This is a genomic window from Sphingomonas sp. AP4-R1, from assembly GCF_013113735.1.
GTDB lineage: Bacteria > Pseudomonadota > Alphaproteobacteria > Sphingomonadales > Sphingomonadaceae > Sphingomonas_I.
This window is the reverse complement of record NZ_CP053346.1, coordinates 1,335,268-1,356,626: the sequence shown is the minus strand read 5'-3', so window position 1 is coordinate 1,356,626 and position 21,359 is coordinate 1,335,268. Positions and strand designations below refer to the sequence as shown.

The window sequence follows — 21,359 nt, the reverse complement described above, 5'->3', positions numbered from 1 at the left end:
GACAAGCTCAGTGCAAACGGAGAAAAAGCCGGGAACCACTCACCCCGCAAAGGCCATGCGCGGGCCGATCCGGATCGCGCCGCGCTTCAGCTCCCGCATCGCCTTGGCGAAGCCCGCCGCCGTGCGCGCCACATCCGCCACCTGAGCGGGCCGCGCCGCCAGCGAGCGCATCATCGCCTTGCCGTCGACGCCGCCATCGGGCCGCATCGACACCGTGATCGCATGCGGCAGCAGATGCCGCGCCCCATCCGAAACGCAGCGCACGATCGCGAAGGGCAGTCCCCGCTCGGCCGCCACCATCCCCGCGACATGGCTCTCCATATCCACCGCCAGCGCGCGATGCCGCTCGCCCAGCGCCAGCTTCTCGGCGACCGTGTCGATCATGCGCCCGTCCGCGAAAAAGCCGCCGACATGCGCGCCGGGCAGCTTCGCCGCGAGCGCCTTCACCCACGCCGGATCGCACGCCCGGTCGAGTGCGCCCGCCAGCCGATCGGCCACCACCCAGTCACCGATCACAAGCCCGTCGACCAACGCGCCCGTCATGCCGAAGCTGACGATCCCGGCCGCGCCCCTGGCCGCCGCCTCGATCCGCGCGCGCAACGCCACCGGATCGCCGCCGCCCGCCACGGGCACCACGCCCGCCAGCCCCGCGACGCACGCCACCTCGCGGTTGAAGCCGGTGGCGAGGACGACATGCCCGCCGCTCACATGCCCCACTTCACGGCTCCATCGTTCGAGCGAACGAGGTTGCGGTAGCGCGCCAGCGCCCACAGCGGGAAATATTTCGGATAGCCGTGGTAGCGCAGGTAGAAGACGCGCGGGAAACCGCCGCCCGTATAATATTCCTGCCCCCACAGCCCGTCATCCTCCTGATGACGGACGAGCCATTCGATCCCGCGCGCGACAGCCGGCGAGCCGACCTCGCCCACCGCCATCAGCCCCAGCAGAGCCCACGCCGTCTGCGAGGCCGTGGACGGCGCCGCCACATGCGCCACGCGCGCCAGATCATAGCTGTCGCAGCTCTCGCCCCAGCCACCATCCGCATTCTGGATCGCGTTCAGCCAGTCGACCGCCTTCGCGATCATCGGATCGGCGCGGTCCACGCCCGCCGCGTTGAGCGCGCACAGCACCGACCAGGTGCCATAGATGAAGTTCACGCCCCAGCGGCCGAACCAGCTGCCTTCCGGCTCCTGCTCGGCGCGCAGATAGCCCAGCGCCGCCTGCATGCGCGGGCTCTCCAGCGGCTCGCCCTTCTGCGCCAGCATCGAGACGACGCGCGCCGACACGTCCGCCGTCGGCGGATCGAGCAGCGCGCCATGATCGGCGAAGGGCAGGTTGTTCAGATGATCGTGGCTGTTGTCCGCATCGAACGCGCCCCAGCCGCCATTCTTCGACTGCAGCCCGACAGTCCACTCGATGCCGCGCGATATCGCCTGCCCGTAATCGCCCGCCGCACCGCCGGCGGCCCGCCCGGCCGCGCGGTCCATCGCCATCACCACCACGGCGGTATCGTCGAGATCGGGATAATGATCGTTGCGATACTGGAAGGCCCAGCCGCCCGGCCGCACGCCCGGCCGCTCGTCCGCCCAGTCGCCTTCCACATCCAGCACCTGCAGCGGCTTCAGCCAGGCGAGCGCGCGATCGGCCATCGCCTCCGCCTCGGGCTCGCCCACTTCCAGCATCGCGTGCGCGGCCAGCGCCGTGTCCCACACGGGCGACACGCAGGGCTGGCAATAGGTCTCGCCCTCGCGGTGGACGAGCAGCAGCTCCACCGATTTGCGCGCGATCGCCCGCTTCGGATCGTCGGCGGGCACGCCCAGCGCATCGAACATCATCACGCTGTTCGCCATCGCCGGATAGATGGCGCCCAGCCCATCCTCGCCGTTGAGCCGCTCCACCACCCAGTCGCGGCAGGCGTTGATCGCGCGCGTCCGCAGCCCCTTGGGCCACAGCCCGTCGCCCGCCTTCAGCAGCCTGTCGAGCCCGGTATAGCCCGCCGTCCAGATCCAGCTCTTCTGCGCCGCCTGGCTCTTCAGCGCCGCCGGACTGCCCGAGAAAAGCTCGTCCACGCGCACGCCGCGCGGATTGCGCGCCAAAGGCTTCAGCGCCGCCAGCACGAGCAGGGGCACCACCACGGTCCGCGCCCAATAGCTCATCTTGTAGAGATGCACCGGCAGCCAGCGCGGCGCGAAGATCAGCTCGGGCGGCATCGTCGGCACCGCATCCCACGATCCGCAGCCGAACAAGGCCAGCTGGATGCGCGTGAAGACATTGCATGCCTCCGCGCCCCCGGCGGCCAGCACCGCCTTGCGCGCCCGCTCCATATGCGGCGCGGCCGGATCGTCGCCGATCATCTTCAGCGCGAAATAGGCCTTGATCGTCGCGCTGATATCGAAGGCGCCGCCATGATAGAGCGGCCAGCCGTCATGCTCGGCCGACTGGATCCGGCGCAGATAGCGGCCGATCCGCGCCTCCAGCTCCAGATCCTCGGGCTCGGCCAGATAATGGCGCAACAGCACATATTCGGCGGGAATGGTGGCGTCCGCCTCCAGCTCGAACACCCAGTGGCCATCGTCGCGCTGGGCGGCGGCCAGCGCCGCCACCGCTTCGGAAACGGCCTCGTCGGAGGCGGCGAGCCGATCGGCGGAAGAGGAAAGAAGCGATCCGTGCATCGGATGCCGTTAGCGGCGCGCGGCGCCCGCCGCCAGCCGCGCGGCAACCTCGCCCGATCGCAGCGCGCCCTCGATCGTCGAGGGAAGGCCCGTCTGCGTCCAGTCGCCCGCCAGGAACAGATTGCGCCAGCGCGTCGCAGCCCCCGGCCGCAGCCGATCCTGCTCCGGCGTCGCCGCGAAGGTCGCGCGCTTCTCCTTCACGATCTGCCACGCCGGCAGCGGCGCCTCGATCCCGTAAGCGCGGCCAATCTCGCCCCAGAAGGTGCGCGCCAGCGTCTCGCGATCCTGATCCACCAGATGCTCGGCCGCGCTCACCGTCACCGAAATCCGGTCGGGAAAGGCGAACAGCCATTCCGCCTTGGTTCCCAGCAGCCCCAGCATCGGCGGCATGTCGGGCCTGGCGGGAAAGGCGAAATGCGCGTTCACGATCGCGCGCATCTCTTTGGGCGCGGGCAGCCCCGGCACCAGATCGGCCGCCACCCACGGCGGCAGCGCAAGGACCACAGCCTCGTCCGGATCGACCACCTGCACGCCATCGCTCCACTCCAGCGCGGCGACATGCTCGCCCTCGAAGCGGATCGCGCGCAGCCGCCGATTGAGCCGCACCGCGCTCCCCTGCGCCTCCAGCCACGCCGAAGCCGGATCGACGAACGCCGCCGCCAGCGTGGGATGCGCCACCAGCGGCCGCATCGCCGCCCCGCCGCGCCCGATCGTCTCGCGCAGCACCGCCCAGGCGAGCCGTGCGCTCGACGGCCCCGGATCGGTGTTGAGCGCCGCCAGCAGCACCGGGCGCAGCAGCCGCTCCCACACCGGGCCCGTCGTCGCGATCCGGTCCGCGATCGTCTCGTCCGGCCCTGCTCCCGCCAGCCTGGCCAGCGCCAGATACTCGATCATCCGGCTGCCCGGCACGCGCCGCCCCGGCACCGCGACCCACCAGCCCAGCCGCCCGCGATTGATCCGCACCGTCCAGCGCGCGCCATCCTCCAGATCCGCGCTCAAATCAGCGAAGGCGAACGCCGCCTCGTCCGGCCCCGTGAGCGTCTCGGGCGCCGCGCCCACCGCCGCGCGAAACTCAGCCACCGCGCGGTTGCCGGACAGGACGAGATGATTGCCATTGTCGATCGTCAGGCCAAGCTGCGGATCATGATAGGATCGACACCGCCCGCCCGCCTGCGCCGCGCTGTCCGAAATCGCCACCGCCACGCCCGCCCGGCGCAGGCGCACCGCCGCCGAAAGCCCGGCCAGCCCCGCGCCGATAACGGTCGCGCGTGCGCTCACCGGCCGATCAGCGCGAGGCGCACCGCCATGATGATCAGCGCCGGCTTCGAGACGGAAATGCGCGTGCGCGGCGCCTGCCAGCCCACCTGCTCCATCTGCCCGAGGATGCGCGCATAGGCGGCCTCCATCAGCCGGGGCGCGAGCAGATAGCCCTTGGGCCGCGAACGCAGCAGCACGCGCGCCGCGTCGAAATGCCGCCGCGCCTGCACGGCCAGCGTCCGCGCGACCGCGTCGATGCGCGGATCGGCCGTCACCTCGGCCGGTGTCGTCAGTGCGATCCCCGCCGTCACCATCGGCTCCAGCGGCAGATAGACCCGCCCGATCGAGGCGTCCTCGTCGATATCGCGCAGGATGTTGGTCAGCTGCAGCGCGCGGCCGAGATGATGGGAAAGCTCCACCCCCGGCTGCCGATCCATCCCGAACACGCGCACGGACAGCCGCCCCACGGCGGAGGCGACGCGGTCGCAATACAGGTCCAGCTCCGCCTCCGTCGGCCAGCGCACGTCCCGCTCCACATCGGTCGCCATGCCGTCGATCACCGCGATGAAATCGGCCTTGTCGAGATCGAACTCCGCGACCGCCTCCTTCAGGAACGCCCCCTGCCCCGCATGCCGCCCGGCATAGAGCGCGTCGAGATCGGCGCGCCACTGGTCCAGCGCCTTCGCCCGGCCGGTGCGATCGCCCTGCTGGTCGTCGGCGATATCGTCCACGATCCGGCAGAAGGCGTAGATGGCATACATCGCCTCGCGCCGCCGCTTCGGCAGCACGCGCATTCCGGCATAGAAGGAACTGCCCGCAATCTGGGCGCGCAGCCCGGCGGGTGTGGTGTCAGGACCCACGAAATCCTCTTGAAACAAGCTCGCCTAAGGCCGCCCGAAGGCCGATCAGGGCGGCGGCTCCGCTACTATGGTGAACGCGCTGGCTCAAGGGATCGCAGGTGATCAGCTTTTCGGTCAGATCCTCCGCGAGCCGCTGGATCACGGCCACCTCCATCGCCAGCCGCCGCGATCGGATCGCCGGCGCGAAGGCGCTGCTCGTATGGAGCAGTTCGCGCGTCCGCTCCGCCGCCTCCACGATCGCCCCGCGCAGGCCCGGCGTGGCCCTCGGCAGCGTCAGATCCTCCACCTTGCCGCCATGGTGGGCCAGCAATTCGGTCGGAATATAGACGCGGTTGATCGCACGATGATCCTTCGCGCAATCCTGCAGATGGTTGATCACCTGCAGCGCGGCGCACAGCGCATCGGAAAAGGCCCAGGTCGCGCGATGCTCGCCATGCACGTCCAGCACGAAGCGGCCGACCGGCATCGCCGAAAGGCGGCAATAGCCGATCAGTTCGCTCCACGTTTCGTAGCGATTGACCGTCACGTCCTGCACGAACGCATCGAGCAGATCGTGCGCGTGGGCGGGATCCAGATCGTAGGCGCTCATCACGCGGCCCAGCGCCTCGGCCTCGGGCGCGCCCTTGCCGTCCAGCCCTGCGCGCATCGCCGCCAGTCGCTCCAGCTTCTCGTCCGCCGGGGCGGTCGGGTGATCGGCGATGTCGTCGGCCGCGCGCGCGAAGCGGTAGAAGGCCATGATCGGTGGCCGATGTTCCTTCGCGATCAGGATCGAGGCGACCGGAAAATTCTCGCCCTTGTGGTTCTTGCCGGAGGAAAGATCGCTCATTGGCCGAGCGCCGCCTGTGCGCGGCCCTTCCACATGCCGCCGCGTCCGCGCGCATGCTGCCAGGCGGAGAGGAAGGTGCAGCCGCTGTAGAAAGCGGCGATGCCGGGCAATGCAAGCCCCCACAGCGGCGAGCGCCGGTAGAAGGCCAGCATCGGCTGGAACAGAGCCGCCATCACCAGCCACGCGGCAAGGCCGGCCCATTGCGCCAGGCCCGTCCCGAATACAGCGAAGACAGGCGGCGAGAGATAGACGAGCGCCAGCCCGACCAGCGTGCCCGCCAGCCGCCACGGCGAATAATGCAGCTGGGCATAGGCCGATCGCGCAATCATCCGCGCGATCGCCCCCGCATCCTCATAGGGCCGGATGCTCCGCGAGCGATCCGTGAGCCCCAGCCAGATCGGCCCCTGCGTCTTCATCAAGGCTCCCAAGGTACAATCGTCGATCAGGGCGCCCCGGATCGCGCCGATCCCGCCTGCTTGCTCCAGCCCGTCGCGGCGCACCAGCACGCAGCCGCCCGCCGCGCCCGCCATCCGCCCCGGCCGGTTCACCTTGGCGAACGGGTAGAGCAACTGGAAGAACCAGACGAAGGCCGGGATCAGCGCGCGCTCGGCCCGCCGGTCGCAATGCAGCCGCGCCATGAAGCTCACCAGCTGCCGGTCGCCCGCCTTGGCGATCGACACGAGCGTCCGCAGCGTATCCGGCGCATGGGCGATGTCGGCGTCGGTCAGCCACAGATAATCGGGCGTGCCTGCCGCCGCGATGCCCTGGCTCAGCGCCCAGAGCTTGCCGGTCCAGCCCGCCGCGAGCGTCTTGCCCCGCAACACCGTCACCCGGTCGCTCGCGATCGAACGCGCCACATCGCCGGTGCCGTCGCTGCTGTCGTCATCCACCAGCAGAATCCGGAAATTACCCGGATAATCCTGCGCGGCGAGGCTCCCGATCGATCGCGCGATCACGTCCGCCTCGTCGCGCGCGGGCACCACCGCCACCACGTCCGGCCACTGCTCCGGCGACGCCAGCGACAGCCGCGCATCATATTGATCGGTCCGCCAGAAGCCGGTGGCGGCCAACCCGATCCAGATTGCCAGCACAATCAATGCGATAACGCCCGCGATCACCGGATCGCCCCCGTCGTGCGGAACCACGCCACCGCATCGGCCAGCGCCTCGCCATGCGGCCGCGCGGCATAGCCCAGCTCGGCCCTGGCCTTGGCCGAACTGTAGAACATCGAATAGCCCGACATCCGCAGCGCATCCAATGTCAGGAAAGGCTCTTTGCCCGTCACCTGCGCCACTTTCTCGTTGGCCCAGGCCAGCGGATAGAGCGGCCCGCGCGGCAGGCGCACCGTCGGCGGGCGGCGCCCGACCAGCCGGGCGATGGCGCCCAGCATCGCGCCGAGCGACACGTCATCGCCGCCCAATATGTAGCGCTCGCCGATCCGGCCCTTCTCCATCGCCAGCAGATGCCCCTTCGCCACGTCATCGACATGGACGAGGTTCAGCCCCGAATCGACATAGGCCGGCATCTTGCCGTTGGCCGCCTCCACGATGATCCGGCCGGTCGGCGTGGGCTTCACGTCGCGCGGGCCGATCGGCGTGGACGGGTTCACGATCACGGCGGGCAGGTGGCGCTCGCGCACCATCGCCTCCACCAGCCGCTCCGCCTCCACCTTGCTGCGCTTGTAGGCGCCGATCACCGTCTCGGGCGATCCGGCGCGCGTTTCATCCGAAGGGCCGTCCGGATCGGGCAGCAGCGTGGCGACGCTGCTCGTATAGACGATCCGCGCCACGCCCGCCGCCAGCGCCGCCTCCATCACGATACGGGTGGTCGCGCGATTGTTGCGGACGATGTCCTCGGGATCGCGCGCCCACAGCCGATAATCGGCCGCGACATGATAGAGGCGCTCCACGCCCGCCATCGCCCGGCCGACGGCGGCGGCATCGCGCAGATCGCCCTCGACCAGTTCGCCCGGAAAGTCCGCGAGATTGCCCTGTGGGCTGGAGGCGCGGACGAGCCCGCGTATCCTCTGCCCCTCGCCCGCAAGGGCGCGCGCCACTGCCGAGCCGAGAAAGCCCGAGACGCCGGTCACCAGCACGATCCCGTTCATGCGCGTCGCCTAGCGGGCCGGAACGCCTGCGTCACTCCCCTCCGCGCCGGATCGAGCGACACCTTTGCGCCGCGAACAAGCAACAGAGTGTTCATAACACTTTCCCCCCGGCCCATCCGGTTCTAGGCGAAGCCCCATGTCCCTCGCGGCAATCCTCGGAGGCCTGTGCCTGCTGTTGGCCGTGGCCGGCATCGGCTATCAGGTCCACGTCCTCGTCGCGATGAAGGCGTTCGCCCGCGCGCCGCGCGCGGCGGCCGCCCCGATCGAGCCGGTCACCCTGCTGAAGCCGCTGCACGGCCCCGAGCCCCGGCTCGCCGACAATCTCGCCACCTTCCTCGATCAGGACTGGCCCGCGCCGGTGCAGATCGTGTTCGGCACCAACCGGCGCGACGATCCCGCGCTGCCGATCGCGCGCGCCCTGCCCGCCGCGGTCACGACCGACGCGCCAAAGCTCGGCGCGAACGCCAAGGTCTCGAACCTCGCCAACATGATGCCCGCCGCCGCGCACGATCTGCTGATCCTGAGCGACAGCGACATGGCCGTGCCGCGCGATTATGTCGCGCGCATCGCCGCCGCGCTCGCCCAGCCGGGCGTGGGCGCCGTCTCCTGCCTCTATCATGGGCGCGGCGACGCCGGCCTGTGGTCGCGCCTGCTCGCCGCCGCGATCGACTGGAGCTTCACCCCCGCCGTGATGATGAGCCTCGCGCTCAAGGTGGACCAGCCCTGCATGGGCTCCACCATCGCGCTCCGCCGCGCAACGCTTGAGACGATCGGCGGCTTTCCCGCTCTGGCCGATCACCTGGCGGACGATCATGCGATCGGCACGGCCGTGCAAGCGCTCGGCCTGCGGGTCGAGATGGTGCCCGGCCTGTTGCTCACCCATGCCTGCACCGAGTCGAGCTTCGCCGCGCTCTGGCGCCACGAACTGCGGTGGGCGGGCACCGTCCGCGTCGTAACCGGCGTGCGCTATCTCGGCCTGCTGTTCACCAATCCGCTCCCGCTCGCGCTGCTGGGCCTGCCGGCCTATCCGCTGGTGGGACTCGCCATAGCGCTCGCGGCCATCGCAATCCGGCTGGCCGTCGCCCGCCGCACCGCCCGCATCGTCGGCTCCGTACCTCTCCCTTTGGTGTGGCTTCCGGCACGCGATCTCCTGTCATTCGTCGTGTACGTGGCCAGCTTCTTGGTCCGGCGTGTTGATTGGCGGGGAACGATGCTTAAAATGACCAGCAAAGGGCGCATCGCATCGCCCGAGGAGTTTCCGGTCCCATGACGTTACGCACGCTGTTCCTTCAGGCGCCCTCTTTCGATGGCTATGACGGGGGCGCCGGCGCCCGCTATCAGATGAAGCGCGAGGTGCGCTCCTTCTGGTATCCCACCTGGCTCGCCCAGCCCGCCGCGCTCGTCGAGGGCTCGCGCCTGATCGACGCGCCCGCGCACGACCAGACGTGGGAAGACATCGCGCATGAGATGGACGACAAGGAACTGGTCGTCCTCCACACCTCCACGCCCAGCTTCGGGCAGGACGTGCGGACCGCCAACCTGATCAAGGCGCGCAACCCCAAGGCGATGATCGGCTTCATCGGCGCCAAGGCTGCGGTGGAAAGCGCCAAGGTGCTGGAAGCGACGCCCGCGATCGATTTCGTCGCGCGCAACGAATTCGATTTCACGATCCTCGACATCGCCAACGGCATGAAGCTGGCCGACGTGGAGGGCATTTCCTATCGCGCCGAGGACGGCAGCATCATCCACAACAAGGATCGTGCCGTCATCGAGGACATGGACTCGCTGCCGTTCGTGTCGCCCATCTACAAGCGTGACCTGCAGATCGAGAAATATTTCGGCGGCTATCTGCGCCACCCCTATGTCAGCTTCTACACCGGCCGCGGCTGCAAGAGCCGCTGCACCTTCTGCCTGTGGCCGCAGACGGTGGGCGGTCACAATTATCGCACCCGCTCGATCGGCCATGTGATCGAGGAGGTGAAATACGTCCTGAAGGAGATGCCCGAGATCAAGGAGATCTTCTTCGACGACGATACGCTGACCGACAACGGCAAGCGCACCGAGGAACTGGCGATCGAACTGGGCAAGCTCGGCTTCGGCAAGCCCGGCTTCCCGATTTCGTGGAGCTGCAACGCCAAGGCGAACGTGCCCTACGAAACGCTGAAGGTGCTCAAGGAAAACGGCCTGCGCCTGCTGCTGGTCGGCTATGAGAGCGGCAACCAGAAGATCCTGCACAACATCAAGAAGGGCCTGCGCGTCGATGTCGCGCGGCAGTTCACCAAGGACTGCCACGAACTCGGCATCGTGATCCACGGCACCTTCATCCTCGGCCTGCCCGGCGAGACGCTGGAGACGATCGAGGAAACGATCGAATATGCCAAGGAGATCAACCCGCACACCATCCAGGTGTCGCTGGCGGCGCCCTATCCCGGCACCTTCCTGTACAAGCAGGCGGTGGAGAATGACTGGTTCGACGGAACCGATCATCTGCTGACGGACGGCGGCACGCAGATCGCGCAGCTTTCCTATCCGCACCTGCCGGCGGCGGTGATCTTCGACAAGGTCGAGGAATTCTACAAGCGCTTCTATTTCCGCCCCCGCAAGATCGGCGCGATCGTGGGCGAAATGGTGCGCGACTGGGACATGATGAAGCGCCGCCTGCGCGAGGGCGTGGAATTCTTCGACTTCCTCCGCAAGCGCAAAGCCGCGGCCTGAGGATATGACGAACGAGCGCCGACTGGTCGTCACGGCTGACGACTTCGGCGTCTCCCTGCCCGTCAATGACGCGGTCGAGCAGGCGCATCGCGACGGAATCCTGACGGCGGCGAGCCTGATGGTGACCGGCGATGCGGTGGACGACGCCGTCGCGCGGGCGCGCGCTTTGCCCTTGCTCGGTGTGGGCCTCCATCTCGTACTGGTGGAAGGCCGCCCGGCCCTTCCGCCCGAGCGCGTGCCCTCGCTGGTCGGCGCGGACGGACTGTTCCGCACCGACATGGTCGGTATGGCCTTCGCCATCGCGCTCTCGGCCGCCGCGCGGCGCCAGCTGGAGGCGGAGATCGAGGCGCAGTTCGCGGCCTTCGCCGCCACCGGGCTGCCGCTCGATCATGTGAACGCGCACAAGCATTTCCACCTGCACCCGATGATCGCGTCCACGATCCTGAAGGTCGGCCGCCGCTTCGGCATGAAATCCGTCCGCGCGCCGGTCGAGCATGGCGCACGCGGCATCGAGAGTTGGTGGGCCGGGAAACTGCAGAAGAGACTGCGGCGGGCGGGCCTCTCCGTGCCGGATCAGGTGGTGGGCCTCGCCTGGAGCGGGGCCTTCGACGCGGCACGCATGCAGACGGCATTGGCCGATCTGCACCCCGGCCTCACCGAAATTTACACGCATCCCGCCACCGCCGATGTCTATCCGGGCTCCGCGCCCGGCTATCGCTATCGCGACGAACTGGCGGCCCTGGTCGATCCGGTTGCCAAGTCGATTTTGGTCGGCAAGGGAGTGAGGCATGGCAACTTCAGTACCTTCGCGTAAGCATCCAGAACTCGCGCCGCTCACCATTTCACCCGCCACGTTCGAGGCGCCACCGCCTCCGCACGCACAGATCCGCATGGGCTCGCCCGAGCATCGGCGGCTGCTGTCGCGCATGCTGCTCGACACGCACGATCCCTACCGTCCGGCGCTGATCGAATGGCCGGAGCTGACGCCCGAGACGCGCAACCGCATCGTCAGCCTGCCCATCTGGGATATCGCCGTCGCGACCGAGGGCCGCGCGTCGATGAACGTGAAGACCTATGCCGACAGGATCGGCGATCCGCTGCTGCGCGAAGCCGTGGTGATGAACGCCTATGAGGAGCGCCGCCACAAGGTGGTGCTGGCCGATATGGTGCAGGCCTATGGCATCGAGCTCGAGCCCGAGCCGGAATATAAGGTGCCACGCGATCCCGAATTCGCCTTCATGCGGACCGGCTATTCCGAGTGCATCGACAGTTTCTTCGGCTTCGGCCTGTTCAGGATCGCCAAGGATACGGGCTTCTTTCCGGACGAACTGGTCGACACGTTCGAGCCGGTGATGCGCGAGGAGGGCCGCCACATCCTGTTCTTCGTGAACTGGGTGGCGTGGTGGCGGCGGACCATGCCCTGGTGGCGCCGCCCGATCTTCGAGGCGAAGGTGATCCTCGTCTGGATGGCGCTGATCCTCGAGCGCATCTCGATCGCCAAGGGCATGGGCAAGGACAATACGAGGGCGCAGGAAAACAATTTCACGCTGAACGGCTCGAAGGAGCTGGGCGTGGAGGTTTCCTTCCCCGAACTCGCCCGCATCTGCCTGGCCGAAAATGATCGGCGGCTGGCCCCCTATGACAAGCGCCTGAAGCGGCCTAAGTTCGTGCCCGCGATGATGCGGCTCGCGCTCAAGTTCGCACCGAAATAGAAATAAAGGCCACGCCGCTGACCGATCCTTTCGACGACGTCGCGCAGACCGCGCCCGCCAAACGGCGTGTCGCGGGGCCGGTCGGACGCATCGCCTGGGCGGCCGCCCTGCTGCTCGGACTCGGCGTCACCGTCTGGCTCGTCCGTTCGATCGGCCTGGGCGACATCGCGGAATCGGCGCGACAGATGGGCATCGGTGGCTTCCTGCTCGTCTGCATCGCTTCGATCGGCCTGTTCGCGCTGCTCGGCGCGGCATGGCAATCGGCGGCGGGTGAACCGCTCCGCCGCGTCCCGCTGTTCAGCCTCGCCCGGCTGGTGCGGGAGGCCGCGTCCGATTTCCTGCCTTTCTCGCAGATCGGCGGCATGGCCGCCGGCGCGCGCGTGATCCGCACGGGCGGCATTCCCGCGCCGCGCATCTATGCCTCGATGATGGCCGATCAGGCGACGGAGATGGCCAGCCAGATCCTGTTCTCGCTGGCCGGCGTCGCGGCGGCGACGGCGCTTCTCACCGCCGATCCGGCGCATGCGGCGCTGCGGCGCTCGATCATCGGTGGCGTGGTGATGCTGGGGATTCTGCTCATGGCGCTGCTGTTCGGGCAGGGCCGTTTCCTGACTTTCGTGTCCGGCCTCGCCGGCCGGGTGCTGCCCGGCCTCTCCGCCATCGTGAGCGAGACGAGCGCCGAGCTGACGCGCCTCTATCGCGCGCCGCACCGCATCGCTTTGAGCTTCCTGTGGAATCTGCTCGCCTGGCTGGCGATGGCGGCGGTGGCGTGGCTGATCCTGCAGCTGATCGGCCATCCTCTGCCCTTCTGGCGGATGGTGGCGATCGAATCGGCGATCGCGGTGGTCCGCAGCGCCGCCTTCCTCGTGCCCGGCGGGCTCGGCCTGCAGGAGGCCGCCTATGCGGTGGTGGGCCCGCTGTTCGGCCTGCCGCCCGGCCCGGCCCTCGCCCTCTCACTGGTGAAGCGCGCCCGCGACGGCGCGCTGGCTCTGGTCGGCCTCATCAGCTGGCAGCTGGTCGAAATCTCGACTCTCCGGCGCCGCAAGACGCTGGCGCCGAGCGCTTAGCACTCGATTGCAAGCCGGGCTTCTGGCCTAAAAACCGTTCGTGCTGAGCTTGTCGAAGCACCCTTCGACTGCCTGCCAAGGCGGGCGCTCAGGACAGGCTTCGACAAGCTCAGTGCAAACGGGGAAATATGGGAGGCTGGCGGTGTGTTACGCCAGCCGCTCGGGCACTTCCTCGGCTTCCTCGATCAGCGTTTCCTTGGGAGCCATCGCCTCCCACGGGAACACGAACCAGCTCTTGTCCTCGGCGCGATCGATCGTGCGCGCGCGATAGTCGATCTTGGCGGGCGAGCGGACATTGTCGATCAGCACCGACACACGCAGGCACGCCGGATCGCCGCCCGCGCCCAGGATCGCCTGCCGCAGCGCCACGATCGTCTTGCCGCTGTCGTTGATGTCGTCGATCAGCAGGATGCAGGTGCCGTCCTTCGTCTCGTGCGCCAGCTTCAGCAGCAGCTCGTCCGAGAAGCCGGGCACGCCCGCGCTATAATCCACCGACAGCAGCGAGATGCCCGTGCGGTGCGAGAGATAGGCGCCGGGGACGAGGCCGCCGCGGCCGATGCCCACGATATGATCAGGCCGCCAGTCGCTCGCCGCGATCGCGTCGGCGATGGCATGCACGTCGGCCACGAACTGCTCGTAGGCGACGGGGACCAGAACCGGCTCGCTCACTGAACGTCTCCTGCGACGAAGGCATCGATCGCCGCGATATGCCGCGTCACCGCCGCATCGTCGAGGAAGGAACCGAGGAAGCTGTTGCGCGCCAGCGTCGCGATCTGCTCGCGCGTCAGCAAGGGCGCCACCGCGCGATAATTGTCCGCCACATAGCCTCCGAAATAGGCCGGATCGTCCGAATTGATCGTCGGGCGCAGGCCGTGCGCCAGCATGTCCGCGATCGGATGCTGCGCCAGATCGTCCACCACGCAGAGCTTGTGGTTCGAGAGCGGGCACACCGTGAGCGTCATCCCCTCGCGCGCCAGCCGCGTGACCAGCTCGGGATTCTCCAGCGAGCGATTGCCATGATCCAGACGATCGATGTGGAGCAGATCCAGCGCCTCGTAGACATAATCCGGCGGACCTTCCTCGCCGGCATGCGCCACGCGCTTCAGCCCCTCGCGTCCCGCCGCATCGAACACGCGCGCAAACTTGGACGGCGGATGGCCCACCTCGGACGAATCGAGCCCCACGCCCGCGATCTTGCCCCACCAGGGCTCGGCATCGGCGAAGGTGCGGAACGCATCATCCTCGTCCAGATGGCGCAGGAAGCAGAGGATCAGCTGCGAGGTCAGGCCGAAGCGCGCCTCGGCATCGGCCATGCCCGCCAGCAGCCCGTCCGCCACCACGCCGAAGGGCAGGCCGCGCGCCGTGTGCGTTTGCGGATCGAAGAAAATCTCCGCATGCTTCACGCCGTCGGCATGGGCCCGCTCGAAATAGGCCAGTGCCAGATCGCGAAAATCTTCCTCTGTGCGGAGCACGTCGGCTCCCTGATAGTAGATATCGAGAAAGTCCTGGAGGTTGTTGAAGCTGTACGCGGCGCGCAGCTCCTCCACATCGGAGAAAGGAATGGAAATCCGGTTGCGTCGCGCAAAGGCGAACATCTGCTCGGGCTCGAGGCTGCCTTCGATATGGAGGTGCAGCTCGGCCTTGGGCAGGCCGGTGATGAAATCGCTGTCGGTCATGCGGGCCGTTCGATGGTGGTCGCGGAAGTCCTTTCCTAGCCCGAGCGGCGGGGCGCCGTACAGGGCCGCGCTCACAGCGGCGCTGCTGATCGTCGCGGCCGCCGCCCCCGCCACCGCCCGGATCAAGGCGCCGCCCCAGCAGATCATTCTCGACGCGGCCGATCCCGTGATCGCGGTGGAGCTGGGCGGCCAGCCCTTCCGTCTGCGCGTGGAGCTGGGCCAGTGGGACGTGATCGAGCTGAACCCGGCCGCCGCCGCGCGCCTGCCGCTGGCCTGGAGCGCGGGGCGCCACATCTCGGTCGGCCGCGTCACGCTCTGGGGCCGCAATGCCGAGACGCGGCTCGTGATCGAAGACGTGAAACGGCAGGTTCTGGTGGCGGAACATGGCCGGATCGCCGCCGAGGGCGCGGACGGCGTGATCGGCCCGGATCTCCTGCCCCACGCCACGATCCTCTGGCGTAACGTGGCCGCGCCCGCCGATACCGGCACGATCGTGCTGCCGCTTCGACTGGACGAACGCACCGGCATCTCCGCCCCCGCCCCCGCGCTGGGCCCGGACATGATGCTGCGTTTCTCGCCCGAGGCCGATGTCTCCAGCGGCACGGCGGCGGCGGGCGCCATTCTCGCACAGCGTTTCGACGGCCATTTCGCGGGCGCCTCCCGTCCTTTGCCCGTACTGTTCGGCGTGACGCGCCCCGCCCGGCCGATCGCCTTCGGCCGCGTGCCCGTGATCGCGGGTTTCCGCTTTCCCGATCTGCTCGTCCGCACCGCCGATTTCCGGGGCGACAACGCGCTCCCCGCCGAAGACATGGAGGCCGATATCGTCGTGGCGCGGGTCGAGCGTCCGCAGGGCGCGCAGCCATGGGTGACGATCGGCCGCGACCGCCTCTCGCGCTGTGCCGAGATCGCTTATTCGGCAGCGCCGCGCAGCCTCACCCTGCGGTGCGCGTTCGATCCGGGGTGAATGGTCGCACGGCGGGTTGGGTTTTCGCGCAGAACCGCCTGCTCGTCTGCAGCATCGCGGCACGGGCCGCGATGCGGTTCTGGAACGTCGGGACTGGATTGCTTCGCTACGCTCGCAACGACGCAGGCCTAATTCCCGCGCCCCCGACCGCCCATCACCGCCAGCGTCGCGCAGATCCACGCCGCGCCGAGCAGCCAGCCACCCGCCACGTCACTCAGCCAGTGCACGCCGAGAAACACGCGGCTGAGTCCGATCGCTAGCGCCAGCGCGACCCCCGCCCACAACGCCCACCCCCGGCCAGTAAAGAGGCCCAGCAACGGAAAGGTGACCGCCGCGCCCAGCGCGTGGCCGCTCGGGAAGCTCGCCTTGTTCTCCGTCACCAATTGCCAGACGGCATCCGGCCGCGCCCGCCCGAACAGCACCTTGAGCAGCGGCAGCGCGATCGCCGCACTCGCCACCGCCAGCGTGAACGCGATCGCCTCGCGCCTCCGTCCGGAGACGTAGAGCCCGATCGCGCCCGCCACCGCCAGCGGCGCGCGGATCGCGGCGCCGCCGATATCGGTGAACAGGATCGCCCCCTGCAGCGTCCAGCGCGGCACGATCAGGCTGCGCGCGTCACCCGGATCGCGCAGCCACATCAGCGCGAAATGATCGACCCGGTCGCTCGCCCCGCTCAACGCCGCCCACGCATCCAGCGCGAACAGGCCGAGCAGCAGCAGCGCCGCCGTCCACGCCAGCGGCGCCGGCCGGGTCAGGCGCCCGCCGCCGGAGCCGATGCCGGCCACGATCCGCCGATCGCCTGAATGAGCGTGACGGCCGAAACCTGCCGATCCACGATCGCCTGTATCTCCTGCTGCCGCGCGCTGAGCGCGGTCGCCTGCGCGGTGATCACGTCGGTATAGACGATCAGGCCGGAGAGATACTGGTTCTGGGTCAGCTGCTCCACCCGATTGGCGGCCACGGCCGCCGCGCCGCGCTGTTCGGACACGGTCTGCAGCACGCGCGTGGCGGCGAGTTCGTCCTCCACCTGCTGCACGGCCGTCAGCGTCGTCTGGCGATAGGTGGCGGCGGCCTGGTCGAAGGCGCCGCGCGCCTGCGCCACCCGCGCCGATCGGCCGCCGAAATCCAGCAGGGTCAGCGCGGTCGAGGCACCGTAGGACCAGATGCTGCTGGCGGCCGTGAAGAGCGTCGCCAGACGGCTCGCCTGCGTGCCGACGTCGCCCGTCAGCGTGAAGGTCGGGAAGAAGGCCGCGCGCTCCACGCCGATGCCCTGATTGGCCGCCGCCACACGCCGCTCGGCCGCCGCGATATCCGGCCGCCGCTCGATCACCGTGCCCGGCAAGATGCCCGGCACCTGCGGCACGGCCCGGCTCCACGGCGCCTTGGGCAAACTGAAGGTCGAGGGATTTTCACCCACCAGCACGGCGATCGCATGTTCGAACGCCGCACGCTGGCGATCGATATCGGCCGAGGTGGCGCGCGCATTGGCGAGCTGCGTCTGCGCCTGCAGCACGTCGACGCGCGCCACCTGACCCTGATCGTAGCGGTTGGTGGTGATCTTCAGCGCGCGATCATAGGCGGCGATCGTCTCCTCATAGACGATCTTCTGCTGATCCAGCCCGCGCAGCTGGACATAATCGGCCGCCAGTTCGCCCTGTGCCGCCAGCGTCGCATTGGCGAGATCGGCCTGGCTGGCCTCGGCCAGCGCCTTCTGCTGGCGCAGGCCGGAGGAGATGCGGCCGAACACGTCCGGCTCCCACGTTCCGCCGAGGCTCACCGAATAGCGCCGGCTGCCGCCGCCATTGGTGGTGCCGTTGCTGCCGATGATCGTCGTCTGCGTGCTGCCGAACGAACCCGCGCTGGTCCCCTGTCCGCTGAGGCTCACCGACGGGAAGAGCGACGCCCTCGCCTCGCGCACAGCCGCGCGCGCCTGCGCATAGGCTGCCGTGAACGACGCCACATTCTGGTTGCTGGCGGCGACCCGCGCCTCCAGCCCGTCCAGCACCGGATCGCCGAACAGCTTCCACCACTGGCCCTTGGCGACATCGTCGGCGGGCGCGGCCGGCTGCCAGCCCGGCGCTTCCTTGAAACTCGCAGCACTCGCCGTCGCGGGCACATGATAGGTGGGCGCCATGCTGCAGCCGGAGAGCGCCAGCACCACGATCGCGGACAGCGCGCTGCGAAGACGGCTCATGCGGGCAGGCCTTCCGCGCCGAGGCGGCCCAGCATCCGTTCGCGCGGGCTGCGCCGGCGGAACTTGTCGAGCGCCAGATAGACGACGGGCGTGGTCAGCAGGGTCAGGAACTGGCTGGCGACGAGGCCGCCCATGATGGCGATGCCCAGCGGACGGCGCAGTTCGGCGCCCTCGCCGAAGCCGATCGCCAGCGGCAGCGCGCCGAAGGCGGCGGCGAGCGTGGTCATCAGGATGGGGCGGAAGCGGAGGAGCGAGGCTTCGCGGATGGCGTGCATCGGTGACAGGCCCCGCGTGCGCTCCGCATCGAGCGCGAAATCGATGATCATGATGGCGTTCTTCTTGACGATGCCGATGAGCAGGATGAGCCCGATCAGGCCGATGAGATCGAAGGCGGACCCGGACAGCATCAGCGCGATCACCGCGCCGATCCCGGCCGAAGGAAGTGTGGAAAGCACGGTCAGCGGATGGATCGCACTCTCATAGAGGATGCCCAGCACGATATAGATCACCACCAGCGCCGAGATGATCAGCACCGGCATCGAGGCGGTCGATTGCTGGAAGACCTTGGCGGTGCCGGCGAAGCCGCCGACCACGCCCGTCGGCAGATGGAGATCCTGCTGGATCTGCGCGATCGCCTGCGAGGCCTCGCCCAGCGACACGCCCGTCGCCGTGGAGAAGGAGACGGTGGTGGAGGGCGCGCCATCCTCGTGATTGATCTGCGAATCGGTGGAGCCCGTCGCCCATTCGGCGATGGTGGAGAGCGGCATCATCGTGGCGCCGCTGGTGTTCACGGCGGAGCCCGTGGTGGTGTCGCGCTGGCCCGTCGTCGAGACGGGCGTGGAGCCGGTCACGGCGGTGCTGGTCGTCACCGACGACGCCGCGGTTTGCGTCGCCGTGCTGCTCGTGCCGCTGGAGACGCTGCTGCTGGTGGCATTGGTGGCGCTGCTCGTGGTGGTCACGGTCGTGCCGCGCCGGCCGGGGACATAGACATCCCGCAGCGCCTCCGGCGTGCCGGTATATTCGGGCGCCACGCCCATCACGACATGATATTGGTTGAGGCCGGAATAGATGGTCGAGACCTGCCGCTGGCCGAACGCGTCGTACAGCGCATTGTCCACCGCCTGCGTGGTGACGCCCAGCCGCGTCGCCGCGTCGCGATCCACCTTCACATAGACTTCGGCGCCGCCATCGGCACGATTGGTGTCGACATCGGTGAGGCGGCGATCCTTCTTCATCGCCACCATCAATTTGTCCGCCGCATCGCGCAGCATGTCCGTATCGTCGGCCTTGAGCGAATATTGGTAGGAGGAATTGCCGGCCCGTCCGCCCACCTGCATGTCCTGAACGGGCATCAGGAAGGTCGCGACGCCCGTGATCTTGGCGAGCTTCGGCCGCAGCCGATCGATCACGCTGCGGCTGCTTCCGCGCTGGCTCTTGGGCTTCAGCGTCACGAACATGAAGCCGCCGCCCGCGCGGCTGCCGCCGGTGAAGGCCACCACCGTGGCGACATCCTTATCCTTGCGGATCAGGGTGACGATCGAGGTGAGCTTCTTCTGCATGTCCTGGAAGGAAATGCTGCGATCTGCACGCAGGCCGCCCATCAGCGATCCCGTATCCTGCTCAGGGAAGAAGCCCTTCTGGACGATTACCAGCAGGAAGATGTTGAGCGCGACCGCGCCGCCCAGCAGGATCAGCATCGCGCCGCGATTGGCGAGCGCCCAGTCGAGCGCGCGCTCATAGCCGGCCTGCATCCGCTGGAAGCGCCGCTCGGCGAAGGCGGCGAGGCGGCCGTCGGGCTTCTTCTCCGAATTGTCGCGCAGGATGATCGAGGCGAGCATCGGCGTGGTCGTGAGCGAGATGACGAGGCTGATCAGCACCGCCACCGTCATCGTCACCGCGAATTCGCGGAACAGCCGCCCGATCAGTCCGCTCATGAACAGGAGCGGGATGAACACCGCGACGAGGCTGATCGAGATGGAGAGGACGGTGAAGCCCACCTGCCGCGCGCCGATCAGGGCCGCCTGACGGCGCGGCATGCCTTCTTCCATGTGGCGGCTGATATTTTCCAGCACCACGATCGCATCGTCGACGACGAAGCCCGTCGCGACGGTGAGCGCCATCAGCGAGAGATTGTTGAGGCTGAAGCCGAGCAGATAGATCACGCCCATCGTCCCGCACAGCGAGGCGACCACGGCGACGGCGGGCACGATCGTCGCGCGCAGCGAGCGCAGGAAGATCGAGACGACGAACACCACCAGCAACGTGGCGATCACCAACGTGATCTCCACCTCGTGCAGCGAGGCGCGGATCGTGGTGGTGCGGTCGGAGGCGACGCTGAGCTTGATGTCCGGCGGGATCGCAGCGGCGAGGCTGGGCAGCTGCGCCTTCACCGAATCGACGGTTGCGATGATGTTGGCGCCGGGCTGGCGGCTGATGATCACGTTCACGGCGCGCTTGCCGTTGAACAAGCCCATCGTGCGGATATCCTCCGGCCCGTCATAGACATGCGCGATGTCACTCAACCGCACGGCGATGCCGTTGCGCCAGGCGATTACGATCGGGGCATAGTCGCTCGCCTTCAGGCCCGGCAGATCGCCATAGATCTGATAGGCGATGCCGCCGCCTTCCAGCACGCCGCGCGGCCGGTTCGCACTGGCCGAGGACAGGGCGGTGCGGACATCCTCCAGCGGGATACCGTAACGCGCGAGCGCCAGCGGATTGAGATCGATACGGACGCCCGGCAGCGCGGCGCCACCCAGTTCCACGTCGCCCACGCCCTGCACCTGCAGCAGTTTCTGCTGCACGACGTTCGAGACCGAATTGTAGATCTCGCTGGGGCTGCGCGTATCGGACGTGAGCGCGAGGATCAGGATCGGCGCGTCGGCCGGGTTCATCTTGCGATAGCTGGGATTGGTCCGCAGCGTGGTGGGCATATCCGCCCGCGCGGCGTTGATCGCGGCCTGCACGTCGCGCGCGGCGCCATCGATATTGCGCGACAGATCGAATTGCAGCGTCACGCGCGCCGAGCCGATGCCGGACTGCGAGGTCAGCTCCGTCACGCCCGCGATCGTGCCCAGCCGCTTTTCCAGCGGCGAGGCGACGCTGGTCGCCATCGTCTGCGGGCTGGCACCGGAGAGGCTCGCCTGCACCGAGATGGTCGGGAAATCCACCTGCGGCAGCGGCGACACCGGCATGGCGAAGAAGGCCGCGATGCCGGCCATCATCAGCCCGACCGTGAGCAGCAACGTGCCGATCGGCCGCCGGATGAAGGGCGCGGAGAGATTCATGCGGCTGCCACCACGGTACCCT

18 protein-coding genes are annotated in these 21,359 nt (G+C 68.5%); 6 read left to right on the top strand and 12 right to left on the bottom strand.

Annotated features, from left to right (window positions below; genetic code table 11):
- Window positions 1-39 precede the first annotated feature (39 nt).
- Genes HL653_RS06655 through hpnA form a run of 7 tightly spaced genes read right to left on the bottom strand, consistent with a single transcriptional unit; the run spans window position 40 to window position 7,722 of the window.
- Window positions 40-717 (bottom strand): hopanoid-associated phosphorylase, encoded by a 678-nt coding sequence (locus HL653_RS06655; RefSeq protein ID WP_171743826.1) that lies wholly within the window; start codon window positions 715-717, stop codon window positions 40-42.
- Entirely contained in the window at window positions 705-2,672 is a 1,968-nt protein-coding gene (gene shc, locus HL653_RS06650) for a squalene--hopene cyclase (protein WP_171743825.1), read from the bottom strand. Before shc ends, HL653_RS06655 begins: the two co-directional genes overlap by 13 nt.
- 9 nt (window positions 2,673-2,681) lie before the next feature.
- Window positions 2,682-3,950, bottom strand: a complete 1,269-nt coding sequence (gene hpnE / locus HL653_RS06645; protein ID WP_171743824.1) for a hydroxysqualene dehydroxylase HpnE — start codon at window positions 3,948-3,950, stop codon at window positions 2,682-2,684.
- Window positions 3,947-4,789, bottom strand: coding sequence for a presqualene diphosphate synthase HpnD (gene hpnD / locus HL653_RS06640; protein WP_171743823.1), 843 nt, complete (start codon window positions 4,787-4,789; stop codon window positions 3,947-3,949). Before hpnD ends, hpnE begins: the two co-directional genes overlap by 4 nt.
- Complete coding sequence (gene hpnC / locus HL653_RS06635; RefSeq protein WP_171743822.1) at window positions 4,779-5,615, bottom strand: squalene synthase HpnC; 837 nt, start codon at window positions 5,613-5,615, stop codon at window positions 4,779-4,781. Before hpnC ends, hpnD begins: the two co-directional genes overlap by 11 nt.
- Complete coding sequence (locus HL653_RS06630) at window positions 5,612-6,733, bottom strand: glycosyltransferase (protein WP_171743821.1); 1,122 nt, start codon at window positions 6,731-6,733, stop codon at window positions 5,612-5,614. The genes hpnC and HL653_RS06630 overlap by 4 nt, the downstream gene beginning before the upstream one ends.
- Window positions 6,730-7,722 carry a hopanoid-associated sugar epimerase gene (hpnA, locus tag HL653_RS06625; RefSeq protein WP_171743820.1) on the bottom strand — a complete coding sequence of 331 codons (993 nt, stop codon included), beginning with the start codon at window positions 7,720-7,722 and terminating at the stop codon, window positions 6,730-6,732. The genes HL653_RS06630 and hpnA overlap by 4 nt, the downstream gene beginning before the upstream one ends.
- A 136-nt stretch (window positions 7,723-7,858) precedes the next feature.
- Here hpnA and hpnI point away from each other — a divergent pair, with 136 nt between their 5' ends.
- From hpnI to HL653_RS06600, 5 genes are all read left to right on the top strand, one after another.
- Window positions 7,859-8,992, top strand: coding sequence for a bacteriohopanetetrol glucosamine biosynthesis glycosyltransferase HpnI (gene hpnI / locus HL653_RS06620; RefSeq protein ID WP_171743819.1), 1,134 nt, complete (start codon window positions 7,859-7,861; stop codon window positions 8,990-8,992).
- Window positions 8,989-10,437, top strand: coding sequence for a hopanoid biosynthesis associated radical SAM protein HpnJ (hpnJ, locus tag HL653_RS06615; protein WP_171743818.1), 1,449 nt, complete (start codon window positions 8,989-8,991; stop codon window positions 10,435-10,437). The genes hpnI and hpnJ overlap by 4 nt, the downstream gene beginning before the upstream one ends.
- A gap of 4 nt (window positions 10,438-10,441) precedes the next feature.
- The gene (hpnK, locus tag HL653_RS06610) at window positions 10,442-11,251 is read left to right on the top strand and encodes a hopanoid biosynthesis-associated protein HpnK (protein ID WP_171743817.1); all 810 of its coding nucleotides are present in this window, start codon (window positions 10,442-10,444) and stop codon (window positions 11,249-11,251) included.
- Between the two features lie 76 nt (window positions 11,252-11,327).
- Window positions 11,328-12,149, top strand: coding sequence for a ferritin-like domain-containing protein (locus tag HL653_RS06605; RefSeq protein WP_171746819.1), 822 nt, complete (start codon window positions 11,328-11,330; stop codon window positions 12,147-12,149).
- Complete coding sequence (locus tag HL653_RS06600; RefSeq protein WP_171746818.1) at window positions 12,146-13,216, top strand: lysylphosphatidylglycerol synthase domain-containing protein; 1,071 nt, start codon at window positions 12,146-12,148, stop codon at window positions 13,214-13,216. Before HL653_RS06605 ends, HL653_RS06600 begins: the two co-directional genes overlap by 4 nt.
- 147 nt (window positions 13,217-13,363) lie before the next feature.
- Here HL653_RS06600 and HL653_RS06595 read toward each other — a convergent pair whose 3' ends face one another.
- Window positions 13,364-13,885 (bottom strand): phosphoribosyltransferase, encoded by a 522-nt coding sequence (locus tag HL653_RS06595; RefSeq protein WP_171743816.1) that lies wholly within the window; start codon window positions 13,883-13,885, stop codon window positions 13,364-13,366.
- Window positions 13,882-14,892, bottom strand: coding sequence for an adenosine deaminase (locus HL653_RS06590; RefSeq protein ID WP_171743815.1), 1,011 nt, complete (start codon window positions 14,890-14,892; stop codon window positions 13,882-13,884). The genes HL653_RS06595 and HL653_RS06590 overlap by 4 nt, the downstream gene beginning before the upstream one ends.
- Between HL653_RS06590 and HL653_RS06585 the strand changes: the two genes are divergently transcribed.
- Window positions 14,873-15,856 (top strand): hypothetical protein, encoded by a 984-nt coding sequence (locus HL653_RS06585; RefSeq protein WP_171743814.1) that lies wholly within the window; start codon window positions 14,873-14,875, stop codon window positions 15,854-15,856. The genes HL653_RS06590 and HL653_RS06585 overlap by 20 nt on opposite strands.
- A 128-nt stretch (window positions 15,857-15,984) precedes the next feature.
- On the opposite strand, the gene HL653_RS06580 is transcribed toward HL653_RS06585, so the two are convergent.
- Genes HL653_RS06580 through HL653_RS06570 form a run of 3 tightly spaced genes read right to left on the bottom strand, consistent with a single transcriptional unit; the run spans window position 15,985 to window position 21,337 of the window.
- Window positions 15,985-16,641 (bottom strand): phosphatase PAP2 family protein, encoded by a 657-nt coding sequence (locus HL653_RS06580; protein ID WP_171743813.1) that lies wholly within the window; start codon window positions 16,639-16,641, stop codon window positions 15,985-15,987.
- Entirely contained in the window at window positions 16,608-18,050 is a 1,443-nt protein-coding gene (locus HL653_RS06575; RefSeq protein WP_171743812.1) for an efflux transporter outer membrane subunit, read from the bottom strand. The genes HL653_RS06580 and HL653_RS06575 overlap by 34 nt, the downstream gene beginning before the upstream one ends.
- Window positions 18,047-21,337, bottom strand: a complete 3,291-nt coding sequence (locus tag HL653_RS06570) for an efflux RND transporter permease subunit (RefSeq protein WP_171743811.1) — start codon at window positions 21,335-21,337, stop codon at window positions 18,047-18,049. Before HL653_RS06570 ends, HL653_RS06575 begins: the two co-directional genes overlap by 4 nt.
- Between the last annotated feature and the right edge of the window lie 22 nt (window positions 21,338-21,359).